This is a genomic window from Arthrobacter sp. StoSoilB22 (genome assembly GCF_019977315.1).
GTDB lineage: Bacteria > Actinomycetota > Actinomycetes > Actinomycetales > Micrococcaceae > Arthrobacter.
Map to the genome: position 1 here is coordinate 1,911,553 of NZ_AP024652.1, position 21,971 is coordinate 1,933,523.

At 58.6% G+C, this 21,971-nt stretch carries 17 protein-coding genes; 10 read left to right on the forward strand and 7 right to left on the reverse strand.

Features of this window, described 5'->3' with window-relative positions; genetic code table 11:
- Positions 1–511 precede the first annotated feature (511 nt).
- The 8 genes from LDN70_RS09025 to LDN70_RS09060 all read left to right on the forward strand — a co-directional run bounded on the left by LDN70_RS09025 (position 512) and on the right by LDN70_RS09060 (position 10,750).
- Complete coding sequence (locus LDN70_RS09025) at positions 512–1,558, forward strand: hypothetical protein (RefSeq protein WP_223942338.1); 1,047 nt, start codon at positions 512–514, stop codon at positions 1,556–1,558.
- A 474-nt stretch (positions 1,559–2,032) separates the two neighbouring features.
- Complete coding sequence (locus LDN70_RS09030; protein WP_223942339.1) at positions 2,033–3,091, forward strand: hypothetical protein; 1,059 nt, start codon at positions 2,033–2,035, stop codon at positions 3,089–3,091.
- A 404-nt stretch (positions 3,092–3,495) separates the two neighbouring features.
- Positions 3,496–4,440, forward strand: a complete 945-nt coding sequence (locus tag LDN70_RS09035) for an abortive infection family protein (RefSeq protein ID WP_223942340.1) — start codon at positions 3,496–3,498, stop codon at positions 4,438–4,440.
- Positions 4,441–4,892: 452 nt separating this feature from the next.
- Positions 4,893–5,423: a C40 family peptidase gene (locus LDN70_RS09040; protein WP_223942341.1), complete on the forward strand. Its 531-nt coding sequence runs from the start codon at positions 4,893–4,895 to the stop codon at positions 5,421–5,423.
- Positions 5,424–5,638: 215 nt separating this feature from the next.
- Positions 5,639–9,475, forward strand: a complete 3,837-nt coding sequence (locus LDN70_RS09045) for a YobI family P-loop NTPase (RefSeq protein ID WP_223942342.1) — start codon at positions 5,639–5,641, stop codon at positions 9,473–9,475.
- 77 nt (positions 9,476–9,552) lie between these two features.
- A complete protein-coding gene (locus LDN70_RS09050) occupies positions 9,553–9,810 on the forward strand; it encodes a hypothetical protein (RefSeq protein WP_223942343.1) in 258 nt (85 codons plus the stop codon).
- A 52-nt stretch (positions 9,811–9,862) separates the two neighbouring features.
- Complete coding sequence (locus tag LDN70_RS09055; RefSeq protein ID WP_223942344.1) at positions 9,863–10,369, forward strand: single-stranded DNA-binding protein; 507 nt, start codon at positions 9,863–9,865, stop codon at positions 10,367–10,369.
- Between the two features lie 99 nt (positions 10,370–10,468).
- On the forward strand, positions 10,469–10,750 hold the full coding sequence (locus tag LDN70_RS09060; RefSeq protein WP_223942345.1) for a hypothetical protein: 282 nt from the start codon (positions 10,469–10,471) through the stop codon (positions 10,748–10,750).
- Positions 10,751–10,985: 235 nt separating this feature from the next.
- Here the strand turns inward: LDN70_RS09060 and LDN70_RS09065 are convergent, their stop codons facing one another.
- The 3 genes from LDN70_RS09065 to mobF form a co-directional block, all read right to left on the reverse strand.
- A complete protein-coding gene (locus tag LDN70_RS09065) occupies positions 10,986–11,570 on the reverse strand; it encodes a hypothetical protein (RefSeq protein ID WP_223942346.1) in 585 nt (194 codons plus the stop codon).
- 646 nt (positions 11,571–12,216) lie between these two features.
- A complete protein-coding gene (locus LDN70_RS09070) occupies positions 12,217–14,373 on the reverse strand; it encodes an ATP-dependent DNA helicase (protein ID WP_223942347.1) in 2,157 nt (718 codons plus the stop codon).
- Positions 14,374–14,383: 10 nt separating this feature from the next.
- Positions 14,384–15,781 (reverse strand): MobF family relaxase, encoded by a 1,398-nt coding sequence (mobF, locus tag LDN70_RS09075; RefSeq protein ID WP_223942348.1) that lies wholly within the window; start codon positions 15,779–15,781, stop codon positions 14,384–14,386.
- A gap of 442 nt (positions 15,782–16,223) precedes the next feature.
- On the opposite strand from mobF, the gene LDN70_RS09080 reads away from it, so the two are divergent.
- Both LDN70_RS09080 and LDN70_RS09085 read left to right on the forward strand, forming a co-directional pair.
- Entirely contained in the window at positions 16,224–17,027 is an 804-nt protein-coding gene (locus tag LDN70_RS09080; RefSeq protein ID WP_223942349.1) for a hypothetical protein, read from the forward strand.
- Positions 17,028–17,298: 271 nt separating this feature from the next.
- Complete coding sequence (locus LDN70_RS09085; RefSeq protein WP_223942350.1) at positions 17,299–17,460, forward strand: hypothetical protein; 162 nt, start codon at positions 17,299–17,301, stop codon at positions 17,458–17,460.
- A 269-nt stretch (positions 17,461–17,729) separates the two neighbouring features.
- Here LDN70_RS09085 and LDN70_RS09090 read toward each other — a convergent pair whose 3' ends face one another.
- The 4 genes from LDN70_RS09090 to LDN70_RS09105 form a co-directional block, all read right to left on the reverse strand.
- The gene (locus tag LDN70_RS09090) at positions 17,730–19,277 is read right to left on the reverse strand and encodes a tripartite tricarboxylate transporter permease (RefSeq protein ID WP_223942351.1); all 1,548 of its coding nucleotides are present in this window, start codon (positions 19,275–19,277) and stop codon (positions 17,730–17,732) included.
- A 12-nt stretch (positions 19,278–19,289) separates the two neighbouring features.
- Complete coding sequence (locus LDN70_RS09095) at positions 19,290–19,781, reverse strand: tripartite tricarboxylate transporter TctB family protein (protein ID WP_223942352.1); 492 nt, start codon at positions 19,779–19,781, stop codon at positions 19,290–19,292.
- Positions 19,778–20,836 carry a tripartite tricarboxylate transporter substrate binding protein gene (locus tag LDN70_RS09100; protein WP_223942353.1) on the reverse strand — a complete coding sequence of 353 codons (1,059 nt, stop codon included), beginning with the start codon at positions 20,834–20,836 and terminating at the stop codon, positions 19,778–19,780. Before LDN70_RS09100 ends, LDN70_RS09095 begins: the two co-directional genes overlap by 4 nt.
- Positions 20,837–21,040: 204 nt before the next feature.
- Positions 21,041–21,940, reverse strand: coding sequence for a GntR family transcriptional regulator (locus LDN70_RS09105; RefSeq protein ID WP_223942354.1), 900 nt, complete (start codon positions 21,938–21,940; stop codon positions 21,041–21,043).
- Positions 21,941–21,971: the final 31 nt, after the last annotated feature.

The window sequence follows — 21,971 nt, forward strand, 5'->3', positions numbered from 1 at the left end:
GAGAGCAGCTCCAAGCGATAAAGGATGTTGAGGAATTCCTTTCCACCGGACAACTCAGTACCCGAGACGTACGATTCGTACTTCGCAGCCTGCCCGCTTCGTCAGTGCCCGGCGTGCGATCTCACATGAGCCACGTCCGCAGGACATTGCGTGCCTTAAGGCGAGCGGTCACTCCTGCAGTCAAGGCAGAGCAAGAGGGAGACTACATTGAGGTTGTGCGCCTGCGGTCAAGTATCGAGGCGGCACGAGTCGACCTCATGCGGATGGTCAATTCCGCACTGAACGCCAACGATGTGGGGCCAATTGACTTTGATTGATTGTGTGCAGACGCGTGGGCTTTCTCGGTGGGCAGGTTTGAATCCTTTGGAGCTGAAGTTGCAGACTGGTTGGAATTTTAGTCACCTGGCGGAGAGGCCCTAGCTCCGCGCTAACGACTAAAGATTACGGCACGATTTTGACCATGCGTGGATGTCCAATTCGATCATTCTCGGTCGTCGGATAGCGTTAGTCCATGCGCTCTATAGACCTCGAAGCAAGGGTAATTTCCGCTGTCGACCGCATACGAGCGGGTCAGCTCGTAGAACATGACCTAGTCGAATGCAAGAGAGAGTGGCCCGAAGACAACAAAGCCCGTCAGTTGGCCGGAAGTCTAAATCGTGCCGGTGGCGACCCCGTCATCTACATCATCGGAATCGATGAGAAGACGGGCCTTCTGCACGACGTTTCGGGGACGGACATTCTCGACTGGTGGGGGCAGATGACGCCCAAGTTTGATCAACTACCTCCAGAAATGATTCGGCACCTATCGGTAGCAGTCGGCGAGGGGGCTGAGCATGTCATTGCAGTTGCCTTCGCGTCAGACCGTGCCCCTTACGTAGTAAAGACGGGCAGCGCGAAGCCCAGTCTCGAGGTTCCTATGCGGGAAGGCACAGGCACAAGGACTGCACGACGCGATGAGCTTCTTCGTCTCTTGATTCCGTCGATCACTGTTCCGCGGGCTGTGGTCTTAGAAGCTGTCCTCACAATGGAAAAGTATCTACCCGCCACCGACAGGTCGATTCCGCTCCCTCACAACGACGGCACTGGTCACCAGCAAGAGATTTACACATTTGGCTCAGTGAGGATTTACGTCGAACACAACGGAAAGGACCTGGTGAGCTTTCCGGCGCACGGCATGCGTGGACGCATTGTCGTGGGCGACAATTCGTTCGCCCTAAGAGTTCGACAGAGTCGGGAGGGCACTTCGGCCGAGCCGTCGAGAAACCTCACGCCTGTGACCGTTCAGTATGACGGGGTTACAGTCAATGGCCCCGGTGCTGTCTCCGTCGACGTAGAGGTTGCTGACATCCACCCTGCTGGAGCCACGCCGTTTGAAAGAGCAGATAATGTGCGGTTCGAGATCGAGCTTGAGGTTCTCCACAGCGTGAGGCCTTTACGGGTGGATGTGACCCTCAACCGAGCTGAGGACGATCGGGATTCGTATGACAGCGAGAGCCAAAGCCTTGTTGGGCAATGGAGCTTCAACCATCCGGTTCGTCGAATGAATGGGCACTTCTGATCAAGTCCGAGGCAGTGGGGTCAGCCTCTTCAGCTCTATAACGACGGGCCGTCATCGACTACCACAACTGGCGAGGGTTGGGGCCACGCACTCTTCGACTACATTCGGCGGTCAGTGAGAAGTGCGTGGAGATCGTTCACAAAATGCTTAGCACCAGCGCCGCGGGAAGATCATTGCTAATCGGCAACGACCGCAAAGTTCGCCCAACATCCAGGATGCCGCTGAATTCGCTGTCAACAGCCGACGAATCTGCGACACCAGAATGCGCTTATTGATAAGCAGAGTGAGCTTGAGCATGAAGATTGCTACAAGCTCTAGATTGCTCTATTTTCCCCTGACGGCATAACATAACCCAGGTCCGTCCATCAATCAGGGCGACGTGGACTGTGCGGGCTGCGGCGCTGCGTCCGCTACTTCTAAACGTTATGGATACGCTATGGATGGAATCTTACAAGGATGGGGTCGGGGATAACTATGCAACGATACGGTCTTATGCAAGTCGGGCATCCCCTTGCGGACGGCGAGACGATTGAGAGCAGAATACAGTCCGTTCAATCGGACTTGAACTTGCACTTCTTTCATATAAACCCAGCCCGTCATTTTGAAAGCCGGCTGTGGAGCATCATCAGATTGGCTGACAATCAAGGAAGCGATGACCCGGTTGCGAATGATGATCCCGGGTCACTTTTCAGCCGCTTCCGATCATTGCTGGCTGAGATGCCCTTTTCGCAGGACGACAACCCTGATGACGGTGTTTCTAGTGAGGCGCTGGTGGCGCTTGAGGCCCATTCACTGATGCATCACGTGATGGAGACTGCACTGCGTCTCTTCGTCATGCTCAGCGAGTTGCAGATGGGCCAGTCGCCGTGGATCCCGTTGGCGGAGCTCCCGGCAAATGTTGTTTTCAGAAGGAAGGTCAAATCGCTGCTTAGCGGTTCCGAAGCAGCCCAGACGGCTGTGAGGGTAGCAATACCGCACTATGACCAGCTGGCAAAGGCCGTTGGGAAGGAGCAGGCTCTTGCGCATGCTCGCTTCGTCGCACAGTGGCTTATGTTCTTTGCCGAACTTTTCGACCAAGACGGTTACAACGCCGCTCAAAGCCATAACCAGACGAAACACGGGATGGCCGCGATCGCCCGAAACGATGTCAAGTGGACGTTGGTCCAGGATCTAGAAGACCCAGCTGCGCCCACGGTTGCCGAACTCAATCGCGGATACGATCTGATCAATGCCGTATCCATCACCTACCTCTCCAAAATTCGTACGAAAGGTCAAGGAGGGGCTCACGGCTGGGCTCTCAGAACTGACAATGCTGACCCCTCACTTTGCCTCGCTGTTGCCCAGGCCGGGATCTGCGTGGTCCGTTCACTTTGGCAGGTCAGCAGAATGATAGCCGAGCCGGGGACCGAGCACGACTACGAGCACAATGGAAGCCCACTTCCGCAAGTCGTTTTCGACCGATCTGAGTCTGGATTTCAGTCCATAGCCACAGAGCTGATCCCGCCTTCAACCCTTCTGCCGTCGTCCAATTGAGAAACAATCCATGGCGTGAGGCGTCAGCTGATCGCCCCGTCAGACACTCTTCGCACCCAAGAGGCCACGAAAAGCGGCATTACTGCTCTTAAATGGGCTACGAGGTCCCGCAGATGACCACGCCTTTGTGTCCTAGATCCGGCAACAATGTCGCGTTTGCTGGTCAGCGGGTCATAGCGGCCGTGGCCGGCGAAGTAATGGCAGGGAATGGGGCGCGCAAAGTCTCAAGGAGCAAGGTGCTTGCGACGTTTGTAGCGGCGGAACAGGTGTTTGTCTTTTTGCGGCACTTCGGCGCGTGACCCGACGCATATAGCGGACTGCTGGGCTCGGTCGATGCCAAGAACGTCATCATCCTGCCATGGCTGGCTAAATTTGATCCTGGGCCTCCGAAGGCCGTCGAAAACATGAGAGGCAGATGCAGGTTGACGAACAGAATCACAGACACGACGCGGCGTAGGATTATTGACTCCTTTGTGTTGGAATCGATGCCGTGGTCGGGATGGTTAGGCGAAGCTGACTTTCTCAGTCGGATTTTTGATCTGAACTCGATTCGGAGTACAGATTCTCGCTTTGGCAACGCATACCACGACATCCAGCAGCATCGCGAACGCAATTATGACTGGGGGGACGACTACTTGTTCACAGATCCTCGCTTTGGTCTTCGATGGGCAAGCGATGAACTCTTCATCCAGTTTCTTGAGTTGACCGTTCATCCATTGGTGCGGGGAGAAGAGGATGCGACGAAGCTCGTTCACATATACAACGGTTACCTCCAGAAGGACCAACTACGCTTTGCGGTTGATGGCGAGGCGAGAGGAATGCCGGTTTACAAGATAAAACCGCGAAGTAGCTTCCATGGTGACGCTCCCCAAGTTGTTACTCAGACTGAAGTGTTAACCGATGCTGGTGTTCTGCATGAGCATTTGGGCCGGATCAAGAAGGGCATAAGTAGCGATCCTGCTAGTGCCATTTCTTCATGCAAGGAGCTCTTGGAAAGCCTTTTCAAGCTAATCCTGGATCAGGAGGGCATTGATTATCCGCGTAAGGACGAGGTGCCAGATCTATACAGGAAGGTCGGGGAGGTCCTGAAGATCGGCGCAGATAGCGTCCCGGGCAGCAGCAAAGCCAGCCAGACGCTCCAAAAGCTCTTCCGGACGCTGTCGACAACGGTCCAGTGTGTCGCTGAACTGCGAAATGAGATCGGCACGGGTCATGGTCGGACGACGGAGAGCATCGCCACGGAAGCGCATGCTCGCCTGGCCTTGAATAGCACTGTGACCATTGCCGAGTATTTGCTTGACGTTTTGGGACGTAGACGATCGAGTAAATCGTCCGGTTTCGACCTCTGATCGGGACCGGCCGCAGAATACGGAACCATTGCCATTGTCGACATCTGATGAAATCGGTAGTAGGCCAATGGGCATAGAACCGGGGTAGGTGTGCTTTTATTGACGGACATCTAGCTTAGCTTGCCAGCAGGATGTTTACGCTCGAATTCGGGGTTGGTGGTCCGTCCTCCCTGACGGATCGAATCCGTTGGCCGTCCTGGTCCAGGAGTTTGAGGCGACGGGCATAAACGCAGGGTCGTTCGCTTCGCTTGCGGGCCAAGGTGCCTAAAGGGTGGCAACGTTCGAATCCATGGCATGCGACAACGAACTCGTAAAAGTTCGTGAACGCCCGGCTCCCTGGTCGGGGCTTCACGTCTGCACGGTTCAGCTCAAGGTCGTTGACCAGACAGTCAGTAGCAGCAATTCATACACAGCGCCGGTCAGTGTGATGGCTAATTGCCCGCCGGTCCGCCATGAGCAAAGGGCAAGCAGCCCAAGCAGTCCAAGTTTCAGCGTTTCCAGAGCTCTATGCTCGATGGGAGCCACAAGCGACAGCCATCGTTGACCTGCTCCAGGGCGTCACAACGGTCCGGACGTGCAGCGCGCGGGACAGCGGCAGTTCAGATCCTGTCTCAGCAGAAGGCTTGTCTCAAATCCGACAAGACATTTTGCACTTCACACAGACCGGTGTGGGCGGTGCCTATGTCTGGGGTGGGACGGCGTTTAAGGCGTGGGATTGCTCCGGTTTCGTTCAGTGGATCTACCGCCAAGTTGGGATCGAATTGCCGCGTGTAGAGCAGTGGCGGGTTGGACGAATGACGGACAGCCCACAGATCGGAGACCTTGTCGTTCAGAACCCCCAAGGTCCCTACAACTGGGGGCATGTGGGAATCTATGCAGGCAATGGAATGATGTACAGCGCGCTCAATCCGTCCGCTGGCACTTTGCTTCATCCAATTAATTGGAATCCGGGTGGCGCCTATTTCGACCTCTTGGGGGAATGACTCTATGCCGCCGCGTCAAGCCTGGGAATAGGACCAGAGCTGGCCCTTTGGCTGGGTAGTTAGCACGATCCGGCAGGTGAACGATATGTTTGCGCTTCTTGTAGGCGTCGTGTCGAAGCCGCCACGTTGAGCAAGAATGCCGGATCATGGGAAGAAACAGCAAGTAATACTATGGCGCAGCACTTCGGTCGGTCGCTTGAGAACAAGGATCCTTGATGGTGACCGCCAAAATTCAACAGACAGTGCCTAAAATTCAACAGACACTTCACAGGATTGTCGCCTTCATCGCGGGCTGGTTCCCGCGAAACTCGCAAAAAGACCGGGACCACGCGTTAGAAGAAGTAAGTACGAGGGATCCGGCAAAGCTTCGATCTCTGAGTCCCGCGTACGTCCCCGAGCAGCACTTCGAGTACGTCGAAATCTTGAAGAGGGAACTAATCAGGTCTGGTCTGGATGCGCCGCGAAATCTTGCTCTCACAGGTCACTACGGCAGTGGTAAAAGCAGCGTGCTCGGGGAGACGCAGCGTGTGCTTGTCGAGGACGATATCACGGTCATTAATCTATCGATTCCGAGTCTGGGCATCGGTGATGGTCGCATACCGACGGACGGTGACGAAGAGCGCGAGAAGACGAATCTGATTCAGAAAGAGATCGTCAAGCAGCTCCTATACAGGCGGAAACCGTCTGATATGCCAGCCTCGCGCTATAACCGACTCGACACGTTCCATGTGGGCCGAGCCATGCGCGGAGCAGTCGGAGTTGGCTTGGTCGCAACGGGAACCGCACTTCTAGCGCAAGTACCGAACAAAGTCAGGGATGCGTTGCCGCCTGAGGCCTGGACCTGGACGAACACATTGTGGAGCCACCTTGCAGGCACGATGCAGTGGCTGAGCTTGCTCATCGTATTCGCACTCACTGTGTGGGCTGCCGTATGGGTTCAGCGTATTCTGCAGCAACGTATCAGAGTCACGGAATTGTCTGCCGGTCCGACCAAAGTAACACTTACCGACTCGTCCTCATCCTATTTCGATGAGTACCTCGACGAAATCGTCTATTTCTTCCAGACCTCCAAGACAGCGGTGGTGATATTCGAGGACCTCGATCGCTTTAAAGACCCGCACATATTCGAGACTCTTCGTGAGCTTAACATGCTCTTAAACCATGCGGAACAGACAGGCGCGGCGCCGATCCGGTTCGTGTACGCGATTCGCGATAGCATCTTCGAACAGCTCGACGCCGAAGCTGAGGAGGACGAAGCTCCCGGAAATGATGGCCGTGCTAGCTCGTCGGACGAAGGCGAGACGCGTCGATTGATGGCTACGAACCGCACCAAGTTTTTTGATTTGGTCGTTCCAATGGTCCCTTTCATCTCGCATAGAACGTCGCGCGATCTGATTCGGCAAGAACTGGAAGCGATAGGTGAGCAACAAAGACCGGGCAAAGCGGTTACAAACATCGTGGGTGCCCACGTAACGGACATGCGGTTAATCAAGAACATCTGTAACGAGTATGAGGTTTTTCGGCGTCGAATCCTGACGGAGGGTGGACTGAAAGAGCTAACTGCCGATCGTCTATTTTCCTCTATCGTTTACAAGAACATATACCTCGCTGATTATGAGAAAATTCGGGATGGCACGAGTCGTCTCGATACTCTTTACAGTGCATACCGCGAGTGGGTTACGCAGCAAACGGCCGCGGCGCGGGCCGCAGAGCGGAGTGCGAGAGCTCGCTTGCGTCGGATCGATCCCATCGGGCCCCGCAGCCCTCAACTGGGGGCGAGACTTCAGAGCGTGCTGCTGGCACGAACTGTGCAGAGTGTCGACACGAAGAGCTCTCAAGTCGTGGTCGGGCAAGTTACGTACGGCTGGAGTGACTTAGTGACCGTCGGTTTTTGGGGCGCGTATCTCGAAAACCGTGGGAATTTGGTGGTTCATTATCGAGCCGGCTATCAAGGGGAGACGCTGTCGTTCGACAAGGTGCGGACACTGATGGGAGAGGAGTTGTCGCCAAACGCATGGACTAGCGAGGCCGAGGAAGACGCCAACCGGGATATCTCCCAGGCTGTCGCCGACCACCGCTCTGCTCAGCATGCATCGATGACTTATGCGATGGGGCAGTCTCAAAGGATTTTCACTTATGGCGGAGCGGAGCGCTCTGTCGCTGATGTGGCAGAAGAACTGTTCGACCAAGCTGAATTGGTACTCGAACTGCTGCGAGAGGGCCTTATTGACGAGAACTTTACGCTGTACGTCACTCAGTTCCCAGGCCAGGCGATTAGCGCGTCTGCAATGAACTTTATAATCAAGGCTGTGCAGCCCGACTCAACGGACATGGAATACCATTTTGGTACTGGTGAAGAAATCAACACTGACGATATTAGGGCGGTGCTGGACGAGGAAGCTGATCGACTACTCGGAGGCCAGGCCATCTATAACATTGAGCTGTTCGACTACCTACTCGCGGAGGACGCCAATAAACTCGATGACCCGATCCGGCGGCTGGCTGCAACTGCCGAGGGCGACCGCTCCTTTCTGGACGCTTACATCACATCCGGGAACTCTCCGAGGGCACTAATTGAGCGCTTGAGTGGCGAGTGGCCAGAAATTTTCGACTTCCTTCTCGGGCTTGATGCAGAAATAGACATTCAGGTTTTGCTAGATGCCGCGCTAAGTGGCGTGCGCCCGAAGTTGACATACATAGTGAACGAGGATCAACGCAATTCGCTCGCCCAGGCACTTCCCGGCCTGCCTTCAATTACGAAGCCGCAGAGTGCAGAAAAAGCAGTGTCCATTGCGGAGACTCTTCTCCGCATGGGTATCCGTATTAGTGATCTCACCGTGGTCGCAGAACCGTTACGCACTGAACTTTCGAAGCGGAGCGTGTATCCCATTACACTAACGAACCTTGTGACCGTCATGGGAGACCGGGCCGAAATTTCGCTAGATAGAATCAAGGACGGTCGGGAGTCAGAGGTATACAAACACGTCGTGGCTCACCTGCGTGACTACGTAAGTGCCCTCGAACAAGCCGCGGACTTACACACCATTGCGGACCCTGATCGCTTTGTGGACATACTCTTGGACGTTGCAAAAGCGGATGTTGACATCCTCGAAGATGTGGCACGAGGCGCTAGCGCCGGTTGTATGCTCGGCGATCTCAGTCAGATCGACGCTCCCCTTTGGCCTGCCCTTGCCGCAGCGCAGCGGTTGCAGCTTACTGCGCGCAACGTCGCTGCCTACATCGACGAACACGATGTGGACTCGGACCTGGCGAGTTGGCTTCGGGTCGCTGGGGCCATAAACGTCGGCGTGGATGACTCAACGCCGCTCGTAGCGCTGGCAGTCAATCTATTGAATGCAGAAGGGCTCCGTGACACCGTCAAAATCCAAATCGTAGACTCGCTGGGGCTCGATCCTGGCTCCGTGTCGGTTGCTAGCCTCAACGAGGATGCTCGCAGAATCTTGCCTATCTTGGTCGAGAATGGGTTGGTTCTCGATGACGCAGAGGCGTACCGGGCTCTCGGATCTGGCAACTGGTCGACCAAGGCGGACTTGATTTCGGTCTCGACAGAGTTCCCAAAGTATATGACGCAGCTAACGCTGAGCATGAAGGACCTGTTCCGGTTGGCCTCCGGTGCAGTGCCCGATGAAGTGAAGGACGTCCTATTAAAGGAACTGGAAACCTTTGCGCCAATGCTTGGCCCCAAGGGGGCGACCGCCATTGCGGTATGGGCGTCAGCGAACGGCCGCGTACCAACTCCCGACGCGATCCGATTGATGGCAGAGAAGGGGGATGCAAGCTGTGCCCAACCGATCATCAAACTACTCGGTGCTCAAGCTAGCACCATGGAACTGGATCTGATACAGAGCACGCTTGATGCGCTCGGTGTGCCTTACAGCCACTTGAGCAGACCGGGGCGGGAACGTCCCAAAATCGACGCCTTCGTTGGCATGGCAGCCGTTCTCGCCCGCCTGAAAAAGGCGAACATCGTAAGTAAGTTCGATGAGAATGAGAAAAAGGGTGTCTTTGAGGTCAGCAAGCGCTATTCATAGTGGTTCGCATCCGTTCTGCGGGCCCACGGGATCGATCGTGGGCCGCAGTCAGCGTCCTATCTGGCTGGGCCGATGCTGTGATCACAGCGGAGAAGGAATTGAAGCACGACTCCTCGGAAGGCTGGGTGCCGACGTCGCGAGTCGATATCGCAAAGTCGGTGCTGGGGCGGGTGACTGCGGCAACGAAGGGGATCCTGGCTGCCTCGGATCCTCCGGGTTTCGGAGGAAAGTTCGCTGTCGCCAGTGCTGACCCGTCAGTTGTGGCCAGTCCAACCTATGCCGGCTTCCCTGGACCGATCGCGTCATTGAACGGTCCTGAAATTGCTGGTCCCTGAACCCGCAGATGTCCGTCGGGAGAGGCCCGTCGACTAAGGAAGGTAACCCATCATGAATACAAAGATCCCCATCACCATCGCGGGAAACCTGGTCGCAGATCCCGAACTGACCATCGGGGAATCCGGAACTCCGCACGCGAAACTCCGTGTCGCCGTGAACCAGCGGATTCCGAACCCGGATGGCACTTGGCGGGATGGCGAGCCGGTCTTTCACAACGTGTCAGCGTTCCGGATGCTCGGGGAGAACGCTTCTACTTCCCTGAAGAAGGGTGACCCTGTGACTGTGTCGGGAGAGCTTGAGTTCCGTTCCTACGACAAGGACGGGGAGCGCCGTGAAGCTCGGCGGATTATTGCTGACACGATCGGTCCCGACCTTCGCGTTGGCACGGCGACGTACCAGCGCTCTGCCCGCTCGGTGGTCGAGCCCGAGGCGACTGTCGAGGCGACCGGGCCACAAGCCACGACGGCGACTGGCTGGCCCGCCTACAACGTCACCACGAAGGGTCCAGTGGTGGCGTCCCCTTTAGGCGGAGCTCAGGTGAATGACATGACGGTATGACGTGTCTTCGCAGTTTCAGACCCACGTCTCTCTTGGGAGGCGTGGGTTCTTCTTTGTGTGCGGGATCCGCATTCGAACATATGTTCTAATCTTGTTTGAATGAGACCAAAGCAAGACTCCATAGCTTTCGCCCGCATGGTGGCCCAGATAGACGCCGACAATAGGCACCCCAAGCCTGACGACGGCAAGATCATCGAGCTTGAGCCCGGTGGTCAGCCTCTGGTTCGCGTGGGGGAGATCTATGGTCGAGCGATCAAATACACGCGGACGTTTGGGCTGGTTGAGTGGGTGGATGACGGACGCGTTTATCACGTGGAGTGGTTCCCGGCTGGACAGGTCAAGCGGGTGGACCAGGAGTCCTGGCGGGGGCGGCCGCTGTAGGGTGATGCCGAATCGGGAATGCCCTCAAACGACCCTCGACACCGAAGACGCAAAGGCTAGAAGTGTTTGCGCGCCTAGCCCAGGCTCGTGGCGACTGCTGTCGATGCTGCTCAATCGCCACCATGGATGGGTGCAGGCGCCGGCTTTGCGATGATGACCGCTTTCGATAGATCCTGGACCCTAAAGCAGTAATCGAAAACCATGTCCGTGGGGCGAGAAACTGATAAAGCCGCCCTTAGGGTCGCTTACGCAGCTCGTCTCGCACGTCATCCAAAAGGTCAAAGAAATCGCCGGGCCCCACTGTGCCGCTATAGAGCGCGGTTGTACCATGCATGGAACTGTCCAGCTCGATGCTTCGGAGATTTGCCGGGAACTTCGGCTCGTGACCTACGAAGTGCCATCTGTTGCCATGGGCCGCTGCATTTCGAAGGTGCCTGAGGAACTCAAGTATGGGTGACGAACTGTCCCTCAGCCCGAGCTGATCGAGGTCGTCTGCCAGCCTGGTGACGATAAACATTGCGGTGAAGGGTAGTACGTCTCCTCCCAGCCCCAAGCCTCTTCCATTGTCGTTACGTGCCCGCTTCAGCCAGTAATTGATGTTCTCGGAACTGGCCGTTGAACCGTCAGCCCTCACGACCGTGAGTGGACTCGTTGATAGTTCAGGCGTGATCTCATCCATGACCCGCTCCATGAAGCCTGCTGGGTGCATTAGGGCGACCATTGCGAGCTGAACACCAACAAAGGACGTTTTGTAGTTCTCAGCATTGGTTGCTAGCTCGGCCGCCGATGAGGGACGCGTGCTTTGGGTCGAAGTCGTCATCGCACAAGCGTAAGGTCGGTAATGCCGCTGTCTTTCCTGTGCAAGTGTTCGTTCACTAGAGGCGAAAGAACATTTGAGTATGAGGTAGATAGCAGTTGTGGTACCTCAGTGCGGCCGGTGTCCTCGGACAGGTGCCCACGCCAGGACATGGTCGCCGCTGATCCGGTAAGTCTCGGGCCACGGAGCTCCCGGCCGCACTTGGGTGGGATCTGGTCGAATCAGCAGGACAGAACCCGGCCAGATGGGCTCGGGAAGCGCTTCGATCCAGGCTGGCTGGATGTAGTCGAAACGGTTCCACCTGATAGTGACCCAGGCGCCTGTCGGCTGAGGGGCGTCGACGGTTAGGATCGTGATTTCAGTCGTAGTGCCGCTGCCCCCTTTTAAACCCTCGAGACGCTTCCATTGAGCGTCGGTTTCCGATTGCCACCGCTGTAGGCCGTGAAGGCGCCGACTCCAGACGACAATGAGGAGGACACTTATGGCAGCGACGGTCAGCAGCAGCCAATAGGTACCGGTAACCGTAGGGGCCAGGGCGGCCAGAATTGGGGCAATAGCCAGCGTCATTGCGCTCGCAATGATAAGAGCGGGTGTTGCTACTCTCGGCTTGAGGGCTGGGTTCATCTGCATACTTGCTCCAACATCCAGTTTAAAGCTGCAACCCCGCGCTTGTCAGGCTTATTGGGGAGTCGAACCCATACAAGTTGGCGACATCTGTTAGCCCTGGCTCTGATGTGGCAGCATGGGTGATTTCTTGCCGTAGGTGGCTCCACTGCGCTCGCTGTTCCCATTCCCAGTCCGCCGGAGTCGGACCGAGGGGCAGAGTTGTATTGACACACCATCGATCCCTATACAGTGCCACCTCTCGAGTCAACGCGGCCCACTTGAAAGGGTCTGCGCCCGCCCCGATGTCCTGGCGCAATTCTGTGGTCCATTCAGGCTCATCAAGTAGCGCCGCGTTGGCGACGCGTTCCGCACGGTTCCCAATCCGCCGTCGTACTTGGTCCAGCAACTCTGCGAGGTCTGGTCGGTCTGTCGTCAGCTGCTCAGTCAACGGATCGATGGGCTTTTGGGGCATCGCCGGGCAGAACCTGCGAAGCCGGGCGTGGATAACGGCGGTCAGGTCCTGTCCGCTGGCCTCAGAGCTCAAACTCTCGCTCAAGACCCGCAGGGCTCTTGGCCTATTTATGTTGCTGGCTCGCCGCCAGGCAGCGACGGCGGCGCCCCAAGCTGGAGAGTCGCGCATCTCCTCAGAGCGGCCGGGCATGAGACCGTCGATAGCCTTTGCGAGTTCCAAGCCCGCAGCGATTTGAGCCAGGTAATCGTATTCGCGGCTCAGCCGCTCCAAGCTGTCGGCGTGCTGCCGTTCGAAGTCCTGAATCTCGTGAGCCGTTCGTTCCGCACCTTCCGCAGCAAGGACCTCGCCGAGGATCACCCGCCAGCTAGAACGGGCACTCGGGTCCAGGATCTCGTCCTCGTCCGGGTCGTTCTCGCTCACATAGGCTGTGTTCGAGTGCCGGCCCCGGGTCATGCTGACATAGAGCAGCTCGCGCGTGAGGCGGCCGGGAGTCACGACGGTGTGGCCGGTGTCTACTGTGAGGCCTTGACTGCGATGGGCTGTGGTGGCGTAGCCCAGCTTCAGGGACGCCTCAACGTACGTGCTCGGCAAGAGTAGGGCTGCTCCGCTGTCTTTACGTATCGCCCGCAGAGCACCGGGGGACCTATCGACGTCCGTGACTTCGAGGAGCGTCCCATTGCGAAGGAACTCACCTCGATCGTCGCGAATGGATCTGTCATTCCGACGGGCAATAACGACGTCGCCACGCCCGGCTCTAAGCCCGCCCCTAAGGACCAAGGTACGTTCCGCGTCCACGTCACCCAGACTGACCCGGTCAGCTTGGGCCCGTTCATTGAGCATTTGGACGGTCTCGTTATCAGGAGCTATCAAGACCGAGACCCGGCCAGCCAGGACATCCGAGTGCCACGCCGAGTAGGCACGGTCGACCATGTCCGAATAGTGGCCATGCCTGATGCGACCGTGGTCCTCATACTCTGCAAGCACAGACGGACGACCCTCACGCAGCCCGAGGGAGGCTGACCGTTCCCAAGGATCCTTGAAACGCCAGATCGTGCTCAACCGGGCTGCTTTCCCTTGCCGATCAAGCCAACCAAGCACACCGCCGGCATCGATGGAATCGAGCTGGGCGGGATCTCCTACCAAGAGGATCTTTGCACCGGCGTCCTTGGCTTGGCGGATCAGGGCAGCGAGCTGGAGCGTTGAGACCATGGAGGCTTCATCGATGATCACCAGCTGATTGGGACGAAACTGCCATTGGGTCTGTTCAGCGGATAGCCGAGCGACCTCTTGTTGAAGGCGGCTAACGATTGGGCCCCTGGTGGCCGCTGCCACACGGAATCGATCGTCCGCTCGGAAGAACCGCTCTGCCCGCTCGGCCGCACCAGACCCAACGGATTCATGCAGCCACTTAGCGACGTTCTCGGTAACCATCCGCAGCTCCGAGCCAAGAACCTCGGCGCTCGCAGCAGCCGGCGCCAAACCAACAACACTGCCCTTCCCATACGTTGCCTCCCACGCTGCTTTGACCGCGCCAAGGGTCGTCGTCTTTCCGGTCCCGGCCGGCCCGACGATGGCGTCAAGCATGCACGAGCTCAAAAGGACATCCGACGCGGCCGCCAGTTGGTCATTGTGCAGGGGTGACCCTTCGCCGTTCCTGTATGAGGTGAGTGTCTGGAACGTGAGGTCGACAGGGACGGCTGGCCCCTCGTCGTCGTTCTTAGCCACCATGACTTCATCCTCAAAAGGCAAGCATGGACTCATCCGTGTAGAGGCGCGACCCGTGGAAGTCGAAGACGCTGCGCCCGGCGAATCGCAGATCATCAGCGGCATCCGCCGGGACGCAGTACCGATACTGATTGAGTGGCACGGACTGGCGCTCCGCCGCGGTGGCCACGGCATCGATCAGTGCGTTGCGGTCGTCGGGGGAGGCGTAGCGGATCTCTGCGCAAACACGCTCACCCTCGGCGATCAGGTTCCAGCGATTCCAGGTTGAGCGCTTGGCCGCCACACGCTGTCGGGTGACGAGCCCGACGGCGGCAATCCAATACGGGGCGAAGTCGCCAATACGGAACGGACGTGAGCGGGAACGCCGAATGGTGGAAGCTACGACGGACTCGGGATCAAAACCTTTGGCCGTTGCTCTGTCGCGCCACTGTGTGGAAAGCAGTCGCAGAGGCGAGGGCGAGGCGTTCTTGGGAGTGCGAGTCGAGAGGGTTGCTTGTTGGCGCAGTTTGACGGTGGTCGTCGCTGTCGGGCGAGCTCCGTGGTCGGTGGTCCACTGTTTGACCAGGCGGTCGGTTTCGATGTCGATGAGCCTTGAGCGGTTGGAGAATTCGCGGACAAGGGCTTCAGCGATGCCAGTGAGTTGCTGGCTTGGGTTGTGAGTGTTTTGCGATGGGGCTCGGATGTCGGTTTCTGTGCCGAGGCTGGTGTGCAGAGCATCGAAGAGGAGTCCGTTGTAATGTTCGCTGGCGGCGACGACGGCCTTGTAGAGGGAACGAGAGTCAAGGGTGACCCAGGCGCCGTCCGTTATGCGCTGGACTCGGTTGGCGATGACAAGGTGGGTGTGGAGCTGAGGGTCGCCGGCGCGGGATTCCCAATGGTCGAATGCTGCGGTGATGACTCCTTTGGTGCCGATGTGTGCCACTCCGTTTCGGCTGGTCCTCGTGTTGATGACATGCTCTTCCATCCACGCCAGCGTTGCTTCCACTGCCTCGTGGTGGGTCTGCAGAATCTGCTCCTGAAGGTAACGCGGGCTGAGTGCCCATAGCGTGGAGACGGACTTGGGGACGCTGAACGTGAGGTCGAAGCCGGCGACGGCGTGCGTGGTTGCTTTTTGACTGCTGCCTTCATGGCTGATCGGCGGCTGCCCGTGGGGTCTCCCTGGCGGTTCCTTGCTGTCGGGGTGGGTTGCGTCTTGGAAGATGGCACGTGCATCGGATTCGGTGACTTTATCTCCTGATGTGCGGGCAATGCCGCGTAGTCCGCTGCCCAGCCACCGACCCTGTGGTGTTCCGGTCTTCATGTAATAGCTGATGGTGTCTGGGGGAGTAGGGGAGAAGTCGTCCAACATCGTGGACTTGAACAGGTATTTGAGCCCTGATCGTACGGAGAGCCTGGCGATCGACATAGTCATGGCCGCGCTCCCGTGCGGTTTCTCGATGGGAGCCAGCCGCGCCGTCGCAGAATGTCGAGTGTCACTGGGTCGAGGGCAATACCTTTAGCGCGCGAAATTTGTAGCAAAACGGCTGCCACACGGGCGAGGTCTTGGACGTTCGTTCGCTGGGCTCGCTTCAGGCGCAGGACTTCGTTGTGCAGGAGGCCGTTCCTGGTCTCCAGTTCCGCGTAGATGGTATGCAAGCGTTCCAGTTCGGAGGACTGCGATCGCAGCTCTGTCAGAAGGCGGTCTACAGGGTTGGCGCCGTTTCCAGGATTTCCATCTGTTCGCTGTCCGGAGCTCTGCTTGTTCACACCAGTTCATGTGATCAGCACTCTCGCTCAGCATGATTTCGTGCTCAGCTGGCCTTGGGTGCCAGAGGTGTGATGCGATTGGTGGTGCGGTCGTTTGGGGGGAGCTCGTGATTGTCCGCGGGGTCATCTACGTGGTGGCGATGCAGTCGCCTTTTGCTGGCATCACCCGTGTCGGGCTGACCGTCGCCGGCCGCCTCGGCGAACAACTCGCCAGGGCACGCGAACAAACACTCCGCCGCGCCCAGGCAGCCGAAGAACAACAAGCCCGGGAACTGCAGGCACGCTTCGACGCCCAACGGGCAGCAGCCCGCGCACAACTGGCCCCCGTCAAGGACGAGCGTTGGTGGGACACCGCCACCGGCCGGGACATCGAAAGAGTCCACGAAACAGCAACAGCCTGGAAAAACCACGACCCCGCCGCCCGCGACGCCGCCCACACCATCAAGGAGCAGATTCAGAAGCGCTACGGCCTCGACGTGAACAACCTCAGCGCCGACGAAGCATCCGTGGCCACGGCGCTGGCCAACGCCGAACACGACCGCGAACAAGCCGACAAAGAACGCAGCACCGCCCGCGAAGAAAACACCCAAGCAACCGGCCTGCTCGCCGAAGCCGAACGCGAAGACCGCCACCGCCAACAGGACGTCACCGAAGAGAACCAGCGCCCCGAAGCGCTCCGCGACGAGGCCGGCATCACGTACGACTCAGCCGAGCGCCGACAAGAACTCGCAGCAAGCTTTGACGGCATCGCCGACAAAGAAGCAGTCCAAGCAAGACTGGCCGCCGACCAAGACCAAGGCACACCACCCAGCGCGGCTGTAGCCAACGCACCAGGGCGAACCCCTAAAGCCCGCACAACACGCGGAGCCGGCGGACAGACAAAGTTCCTTCAAAAAGGCATGAGCCGCTAGGACATTAAGCCAAGCGGGTCTGGACCGGACGCTCTTTCCTTCCGCGTTATTAGTCCTGCGTATCCGTCAGCATTCAGCTATGCCGGAGCTGCGGCACTGTTACCGGCACCGCCGTTCATGTTCGACAGGCGAGTAGAGCAAACGAGATGGACCTCCCAGATACGCCACAGGCTGTGGCACATTTGAGGGCCCCATGACCGGAAGGCAATTGTCCAGACACTGTCTGGACAATTGAAATGTAAGCGTCAGTGGTGGCGATTAGGGTTGATTCATGACCCAGATCGAGCCGGACCTCCCCGAAGATTACGCAGCTGCACTCTCTACCCTCAAGGGGCTGGTGCGGGAGGCTCAACTCAGGGCACAGCGGGTAGTCAGTGGCGCTTCGCCCTTGCGGGCCACATCAATAACGTCCTGGCGGAACTCCGCCCCATAAGCTGTGGGCATGGTCAACACCTTCCACGAGCACAAGCTCGCTAGGTCAAGGAGTCAACAGAACCGGGGGCAGTCCCTTCCCTAATTCTCCTGTAGTCGCTTGACCATGTGCTGGCTACTCTTCGTTGGGAACCAGCCCGGCGACCGCCCGGCAGCCCAGGCTTCCTACGAGATGTCGGCGCATTGTTACTTGGGCCCAAGAGACGAAAGCCTCAAGGGACGACCTCCGTGGCCGCCCCTTGAGGCTGTGTTTCGCGGGTCAATAGGCGCCTATACCTTTTCGGTGGTGGTCGATGCCTTTTCGAATTCGTTCAGAACGCCGACTTCCTTGGCAGTGCGGCGTTCCCATCGCTTGATGACCTGCGGGACGATGGCTACCAAGATCACCAGCGAGTAGGCGACGATGGAGAACGGCGAGGAGACCAGCTGGGTGAAATCGCCATCGGCTATGGACATGGCCCTGCGGAGTTGGGTTTCGGCCAACGGTCCCAGGATCGCCCCGATGATGAGCGGGGCAATCGGAAAACCATACTGCCGTAGGAAATATCCGAGGATGCCGATGATCAGCATGATGTAGACATCGAATACTGATCCGTTGATGCTGTAGGCGCCGAGCAGCGCGAACGTGGCGATGCCGGCGTACAGGTACGGCGTGGGGATCAGGAGGACCTTGGCCCACAGGCCAACCAGTGGCAGGTTGAGCAGGAGCAGCATGACGTTGCCGATCAGCAACGCTGCCACCAGACCCCACACGAGCTGCGGTTCCTTTTCCAGCAGCAGGGGACCGGGCTGCAGCCCGTACTGCTGGAAGGCGACCAGGATGACTGCGGCGGTTGCCGACGTCGGAAGTCCCAAGGTGAGCAATGGCATGAGGGAGCCAGCGGCGTTGGCGTTGTTGGTCGCTTCCGGTCCGGCGACGCCTTCGATGGCGCCTTTGCCGAACTGCTCGGGATGCTTGGTGAGCTTCTTTTCAAGGGCGTAGGACATGAAGGTGGGGATCTCGGAGCCCCCCACGGGAATGGCGCCCAGAGGCCACCCGATGACGGTGCCGCGCAGCCAGGCCGGCCAAGAGCGGCGCCAGTCTTCGCGTGTCATGGTGGCACGCCCCTTGAGTTCCATGAACTTGGGTTTACTTTTGCGCATTTTCGCGGCAAGGAAGATCGCCTCGCCCATGGCGAAGAGAGCAACGATCAAGACGACTGTGTCGATGCCGTCGAGCAGCAGGGGAACGCCAAAGGTGAAGCGTGCCGACCCGGATTGGGCGTCGAGGCCGATGATGCCAATGACCAGGCCGATCCCAACGCTGGTGAAGCCACGTGCGGCGGAAGACCCGAGCAACGCTCCGACGGTCATGAATGCGACCACCATGAGGGCCAGATAATCCGCCGAGCCCAAGCCGATGGCGATATCCACCACATATGGGGCACAGAATGCCAGCGCCAAAGTGGCGAGGGTGCCTGCGACGAAGGATCCGATGGCGGCCGTGGCCAGCGCGGCAGCCGCCCTGCCCGCACGGGCCATCTTGTTGCCTTCGATGGCCGTCATCATGGACCCGGATTCTCCGGGTGCGTTCAACAGGATAGATGTGGTGGATCCGCCGTACATGGCGCCGTAGTAAATACCTGCGAAGAGGATGAATGCGGCCGACGGCGGCATGTTGTACGTGACCGGCAGCAGCAGGGCGATGGTGAGGGCCGGGCCGATGCCGGGCAGAACACCGACAAAAGTGCCGGCGATGACGCCCAGCAGGGCGAAGAGTAGGTTCTCGGGCGTCGCCGCGACGGCAAAGCCCTGAATGAGCCCGTTGATTCCTTCCATGGGGAAACTTCCTTAAAGGATCCCGGCCAGCACACCCGGAGGCAGGAAGATGCCCAGAGGTCGTGTGAACAGGAGATAGATGGCAAAGGAGAGCGCGATCGAGGCGACGCCGACGCGCCAGCTGAGCCGGGCACCGAGGGTAACGGCAATGCCGAAGAACGACAATGCGCAGGCGATGACGTAACCGGCAGGTTCCAGCAGTACGGCGAAGGCAAGGACGGAAGCCAGCAGCATGGCAACGCGGCGTTTGTTCATGGGAAGGGTTGGATCTACCAGTTCGCCTTCCTCCGGTGAGGCACTATTGCCTCGGAGCACATCGATGACGACGAAGGCCGATGCGATTGTTAGCAGGGTGCCTATGGCGTACGGCATGAACCGCGGCCCTACGTTGCTTGCTGCCACTGGTTCATTGATGAAGGTGGTCCCGACCAGAATGAAGATGCCCGTGGCAAGGGTGAGCCCGGCGAAGACGAGCTCACCCTTGTTCTTGACGCTGATGGTCATTTCAGTCCCAGCGTGGTCAGGATTTCCTGGGTGCTGGTCTGCTGTTCCTCTAGGTCTGCAGCGAACTTGTCGCTGTCAAGGAATTGATCGGACCAGCCGTTGGTCTTCAGCGTTTCCTTCCAGGTGCTGCTCTGGGACAGCTTGGCGAAAACGTCGGACAGGGCCTTACGATCAGCGTCGCTGACACCGGGGGGCGCGAAGATACCGCGCCAATTGACCAAAACTGCGTCAGCGTAGCCTGCGTCAACCACGGTGGGGGCATCGGGTGCCAGATCGAGGGGTTTGTCCGAAGAAACGGCCAGGATCCGCAACTTGCCTGCCTCGACTTGGTCGGCGAACTCGCCGTAGCCAGCGATTCCGGCAGAAACTTTGTTGCCGAGCAGGGCAACGAGTGCTTCGCCGCCGCCGGAGAAGGTGACGAAGTTGACTTCAGTCGGCCTTACGCCGGCATTCTGGACCAGTTTTCCGCCCCAGATGTGGTCGATTCCGCCCTGGTTGCCGATTGCGATCGGATTTGCGCCCGGGTTGGACTTGAGCGCGGTGAGGAAGTCGTTGAGGGACTTATGGGGGGACTCCGCCGGGACAACGATGACTTCGTATTCACCGATAAGCCGGGCAATCGGGGTGAGGTCACTGAGCTTGTTCGGGGCAGAGTTGGTGATGGTGGCCCCAACCAGGGACAGGCCGCCGAGCATGAGGTCTTTGGTCCCGGTTTTCTGGGTGAAGTTCGACAAGGCAACGGTGCCACCGGCGCCTTGGGTGTTGCGGACCTCGATCTTCTTGCTGAGGTTCTCGGACTTAAGTGACTTCTCGAGAGCGCGGGCCGTCTGGTCGTATCCGCTGCCTGGGCCCGAGGGGGCGTCGATGGTGAGCTCCTGGGCGACTGAGCTCGCGGTGTTTTGGTTGGGGTTGGTTGCCGCCGGGCCGCATCCGGTCAGCATGATCGCAGCGGCAATGGCTGCACCGGAACCGGCAAGGAGCCGACGGCGAGGGGGAGTGATCTTCATTGATTTTCCGCTTTCTTCTGTCATGTCCGTGATGGACGACACAAGCATGCCAACCATTCTGGTTTTTCACAAGATAAAAAACCAGAATTTGGTTTTTTCCCTATAAAAAGACCATTGAGGGCTGTATGCGGCGGAAGATAGGCCGGAGTGTCCGGGCTTAGTATCGCGGAAGCGTGGAACCGCGGAGGAGAGGGGTTTTATCAGCCAACGCCTCGGTGGGATCGATGTCGCAATGCGCTGCTGCGCGACCGATCAGCCCCGGGGGACCTGGCGGGTTTTCTCGCTGCCGACCGTTGAGAGATGGGCCCGGAGGTGATCCGAGGCGGCCCGCAGTTCGCCAGCCAGCAACAACCGTGCGAGCTCCACGTGTTCCGCGCATCGCAGGATGGCGCGCTCGGGAACCAGTGCCTGGCGGTATTCAATGAGGCGGCGCAGGCGGTTGATGCGGGCGAGGCCTTCAATGAAGAAGTCATTGTTGCTGCATTGGGCGACGGTCTCGTGGAAGCGGGTGTTCAGGTCGAACAATTCAGCGCCGGAGATGGTCCAGATCCTGCCATCAACGAGTTCCTGCTGTTCTGCCATACGCTGGCCGATGCCCTCGCGGTCAAGGACGAACGTATCCTCCAGGATGGCAGCCGGTTCCACGACGAGCCGGAAGTGATAGCTGTCCCGGTATGACTTGACAGATGTTAGAACCGGGAGGAATTCCCACCCATAGCCTGGGAGCGGGGCAATCCAGCCTTCTGCAGAGATCCTCCTGAGCAACTGCCCGACCTGGGCTCGTGTCAGGCTGTAGCGGCGCATGAGCCCGTTCTCCGTGACCCTCTCCGGCAAGGCACCGTTCAGCCGGTCCTCGGCAATCTGCATGTAGGCGCTGTCGTCATCGCCGGCGTCGGTCGTGCCGGCGAGGGCAACGTCAGGCCCGGACCTGGCAACGACGTAGCCGCCTCCCTCGGTCCGCGCCAGGGTCCCTTCGGCCAGCAGGCCCTGAAGGGCCTTCCGGATGGGGGAGCGGGAAACCCGGAGGCGCTCGGCAAGGAAGCGCTCGGTGATCCGGTGGCCAAGTGCCGGGCGCTCGTCCCGCAGGTACGTGCGGATCTCGGTTTCGATCATGGATGTCAGTTCCGTGCTCCCGGCGACAGTCGTTGTCACGTGCGGTTCCCTTCGCTTGCGTCCGATCCAA

What these genes read in the sequence shown, in the direction of transcription:
- LDN70_RS09025 (WP_223942338.1), top strand. Translation starts at nt 512, where the DNA reads ATGCGCTCTATAGACCTCGAAGCAAGGGTAATTTCCGCTGTCGACCGC.
- LDN70_RS09030 (WP_223942339.1), top strand. Translation starts at nt 2,033, where the DNA reads ATGCAACGATACGGTCTTATGCAAGTCGGGCATCCCCTTGCGGACGGC.
- LDN70_RS09035 (WP_223942340.1), top strand. Translation starts at nt 3,496, where the DNA reads ATGAGAGGCAGATGCAGGTTGACGAACAGAATCACAGACACGACGCGG.
- LDN70_RS09040 (WP_223942341.1), top strand. Translation starts at nt 4,893, where the DNA reads ATGAGCAAAGGGCAAGCAGCCCAAGCAGTCCAAGTTTCAGCGTTTCCA.
- LDN70_RS09045 (WP_223942342.1), top strand. Translation starts at nt 5,639, where the DNA reads ATGGTGACCGCCAAAATTCAACAGACAGTGCCTAAAATTCAACAGACA.
- LDN70_RS09055 (WP_223942344.1), top strand. Translation starts at nt 9,863, where the DNA reads ATGAATACAAAGATCCCCATCACCATCGCGGGAAACCTGGTCGCAGAT.
- LDN70_RS09060 (WP_223942345.1), top strand. Translation starts at nt 10,469, where the DNA reads ATGAGACCAAAGCAAGACTCCATAGCTTTCGCCCGCATGGTGGCCCAG.
- LDN70_RS09065 (WP_223942346.1), bottom strand. Translation starts at nt 11,570, where the DNA reads ATGACGACTTCGACCCAAAGCACGCGTCCCTCATCGGCGGCCGAGCTA.
- LDN70_RS09070 (WP_223942347.1), bottom strand. Translation starts at nt 14,373, where the DNA reads ATGGTGGCTAAGAACGACGACGAGGGGCCAGCCGTCCCTGTCGACCTC.
- mobF (WP_223942348.1), bottom strand. Translation starts at nt 15,781, where the DNA reads ATGACTATGTCGATCGCCAGGCTCTCCGTACGATCAGGGCTCAAATAC.
- LDN70_RS09085 (WP_223942350.1), top strand. Translation starts at nt 17,299, where the DNA reads ATGACCCAGATCGAGCCGGACCTCCCCGAAGATTACGCAGCTGCACTC.
- LDN70_RS09090 (WP_223942351.1), bottom strand. Translation starts at nt 19,277, where the DNA reads ATGGAAGGAATCAACGGGCTCATTCAGGGCTTTGCCGTCGCGGCGACG.
- LDN70_RS09095 (WP_223942352.1), bottom strand. Translation starts at nt 19,781, where the DNA reads ATGACCATCAGCGTCAAGAACAAGGGTGAGCTCGTCTTCGCCGGGCTC.
- LDN70_RS09100 (WP_223942353.1), bottom strand. Translation starts at nt 20,836, where the DNA reads ATGCTTGTGTCGTCCATCACGGACATGACAGAAGAAAGCGGAAAATCA.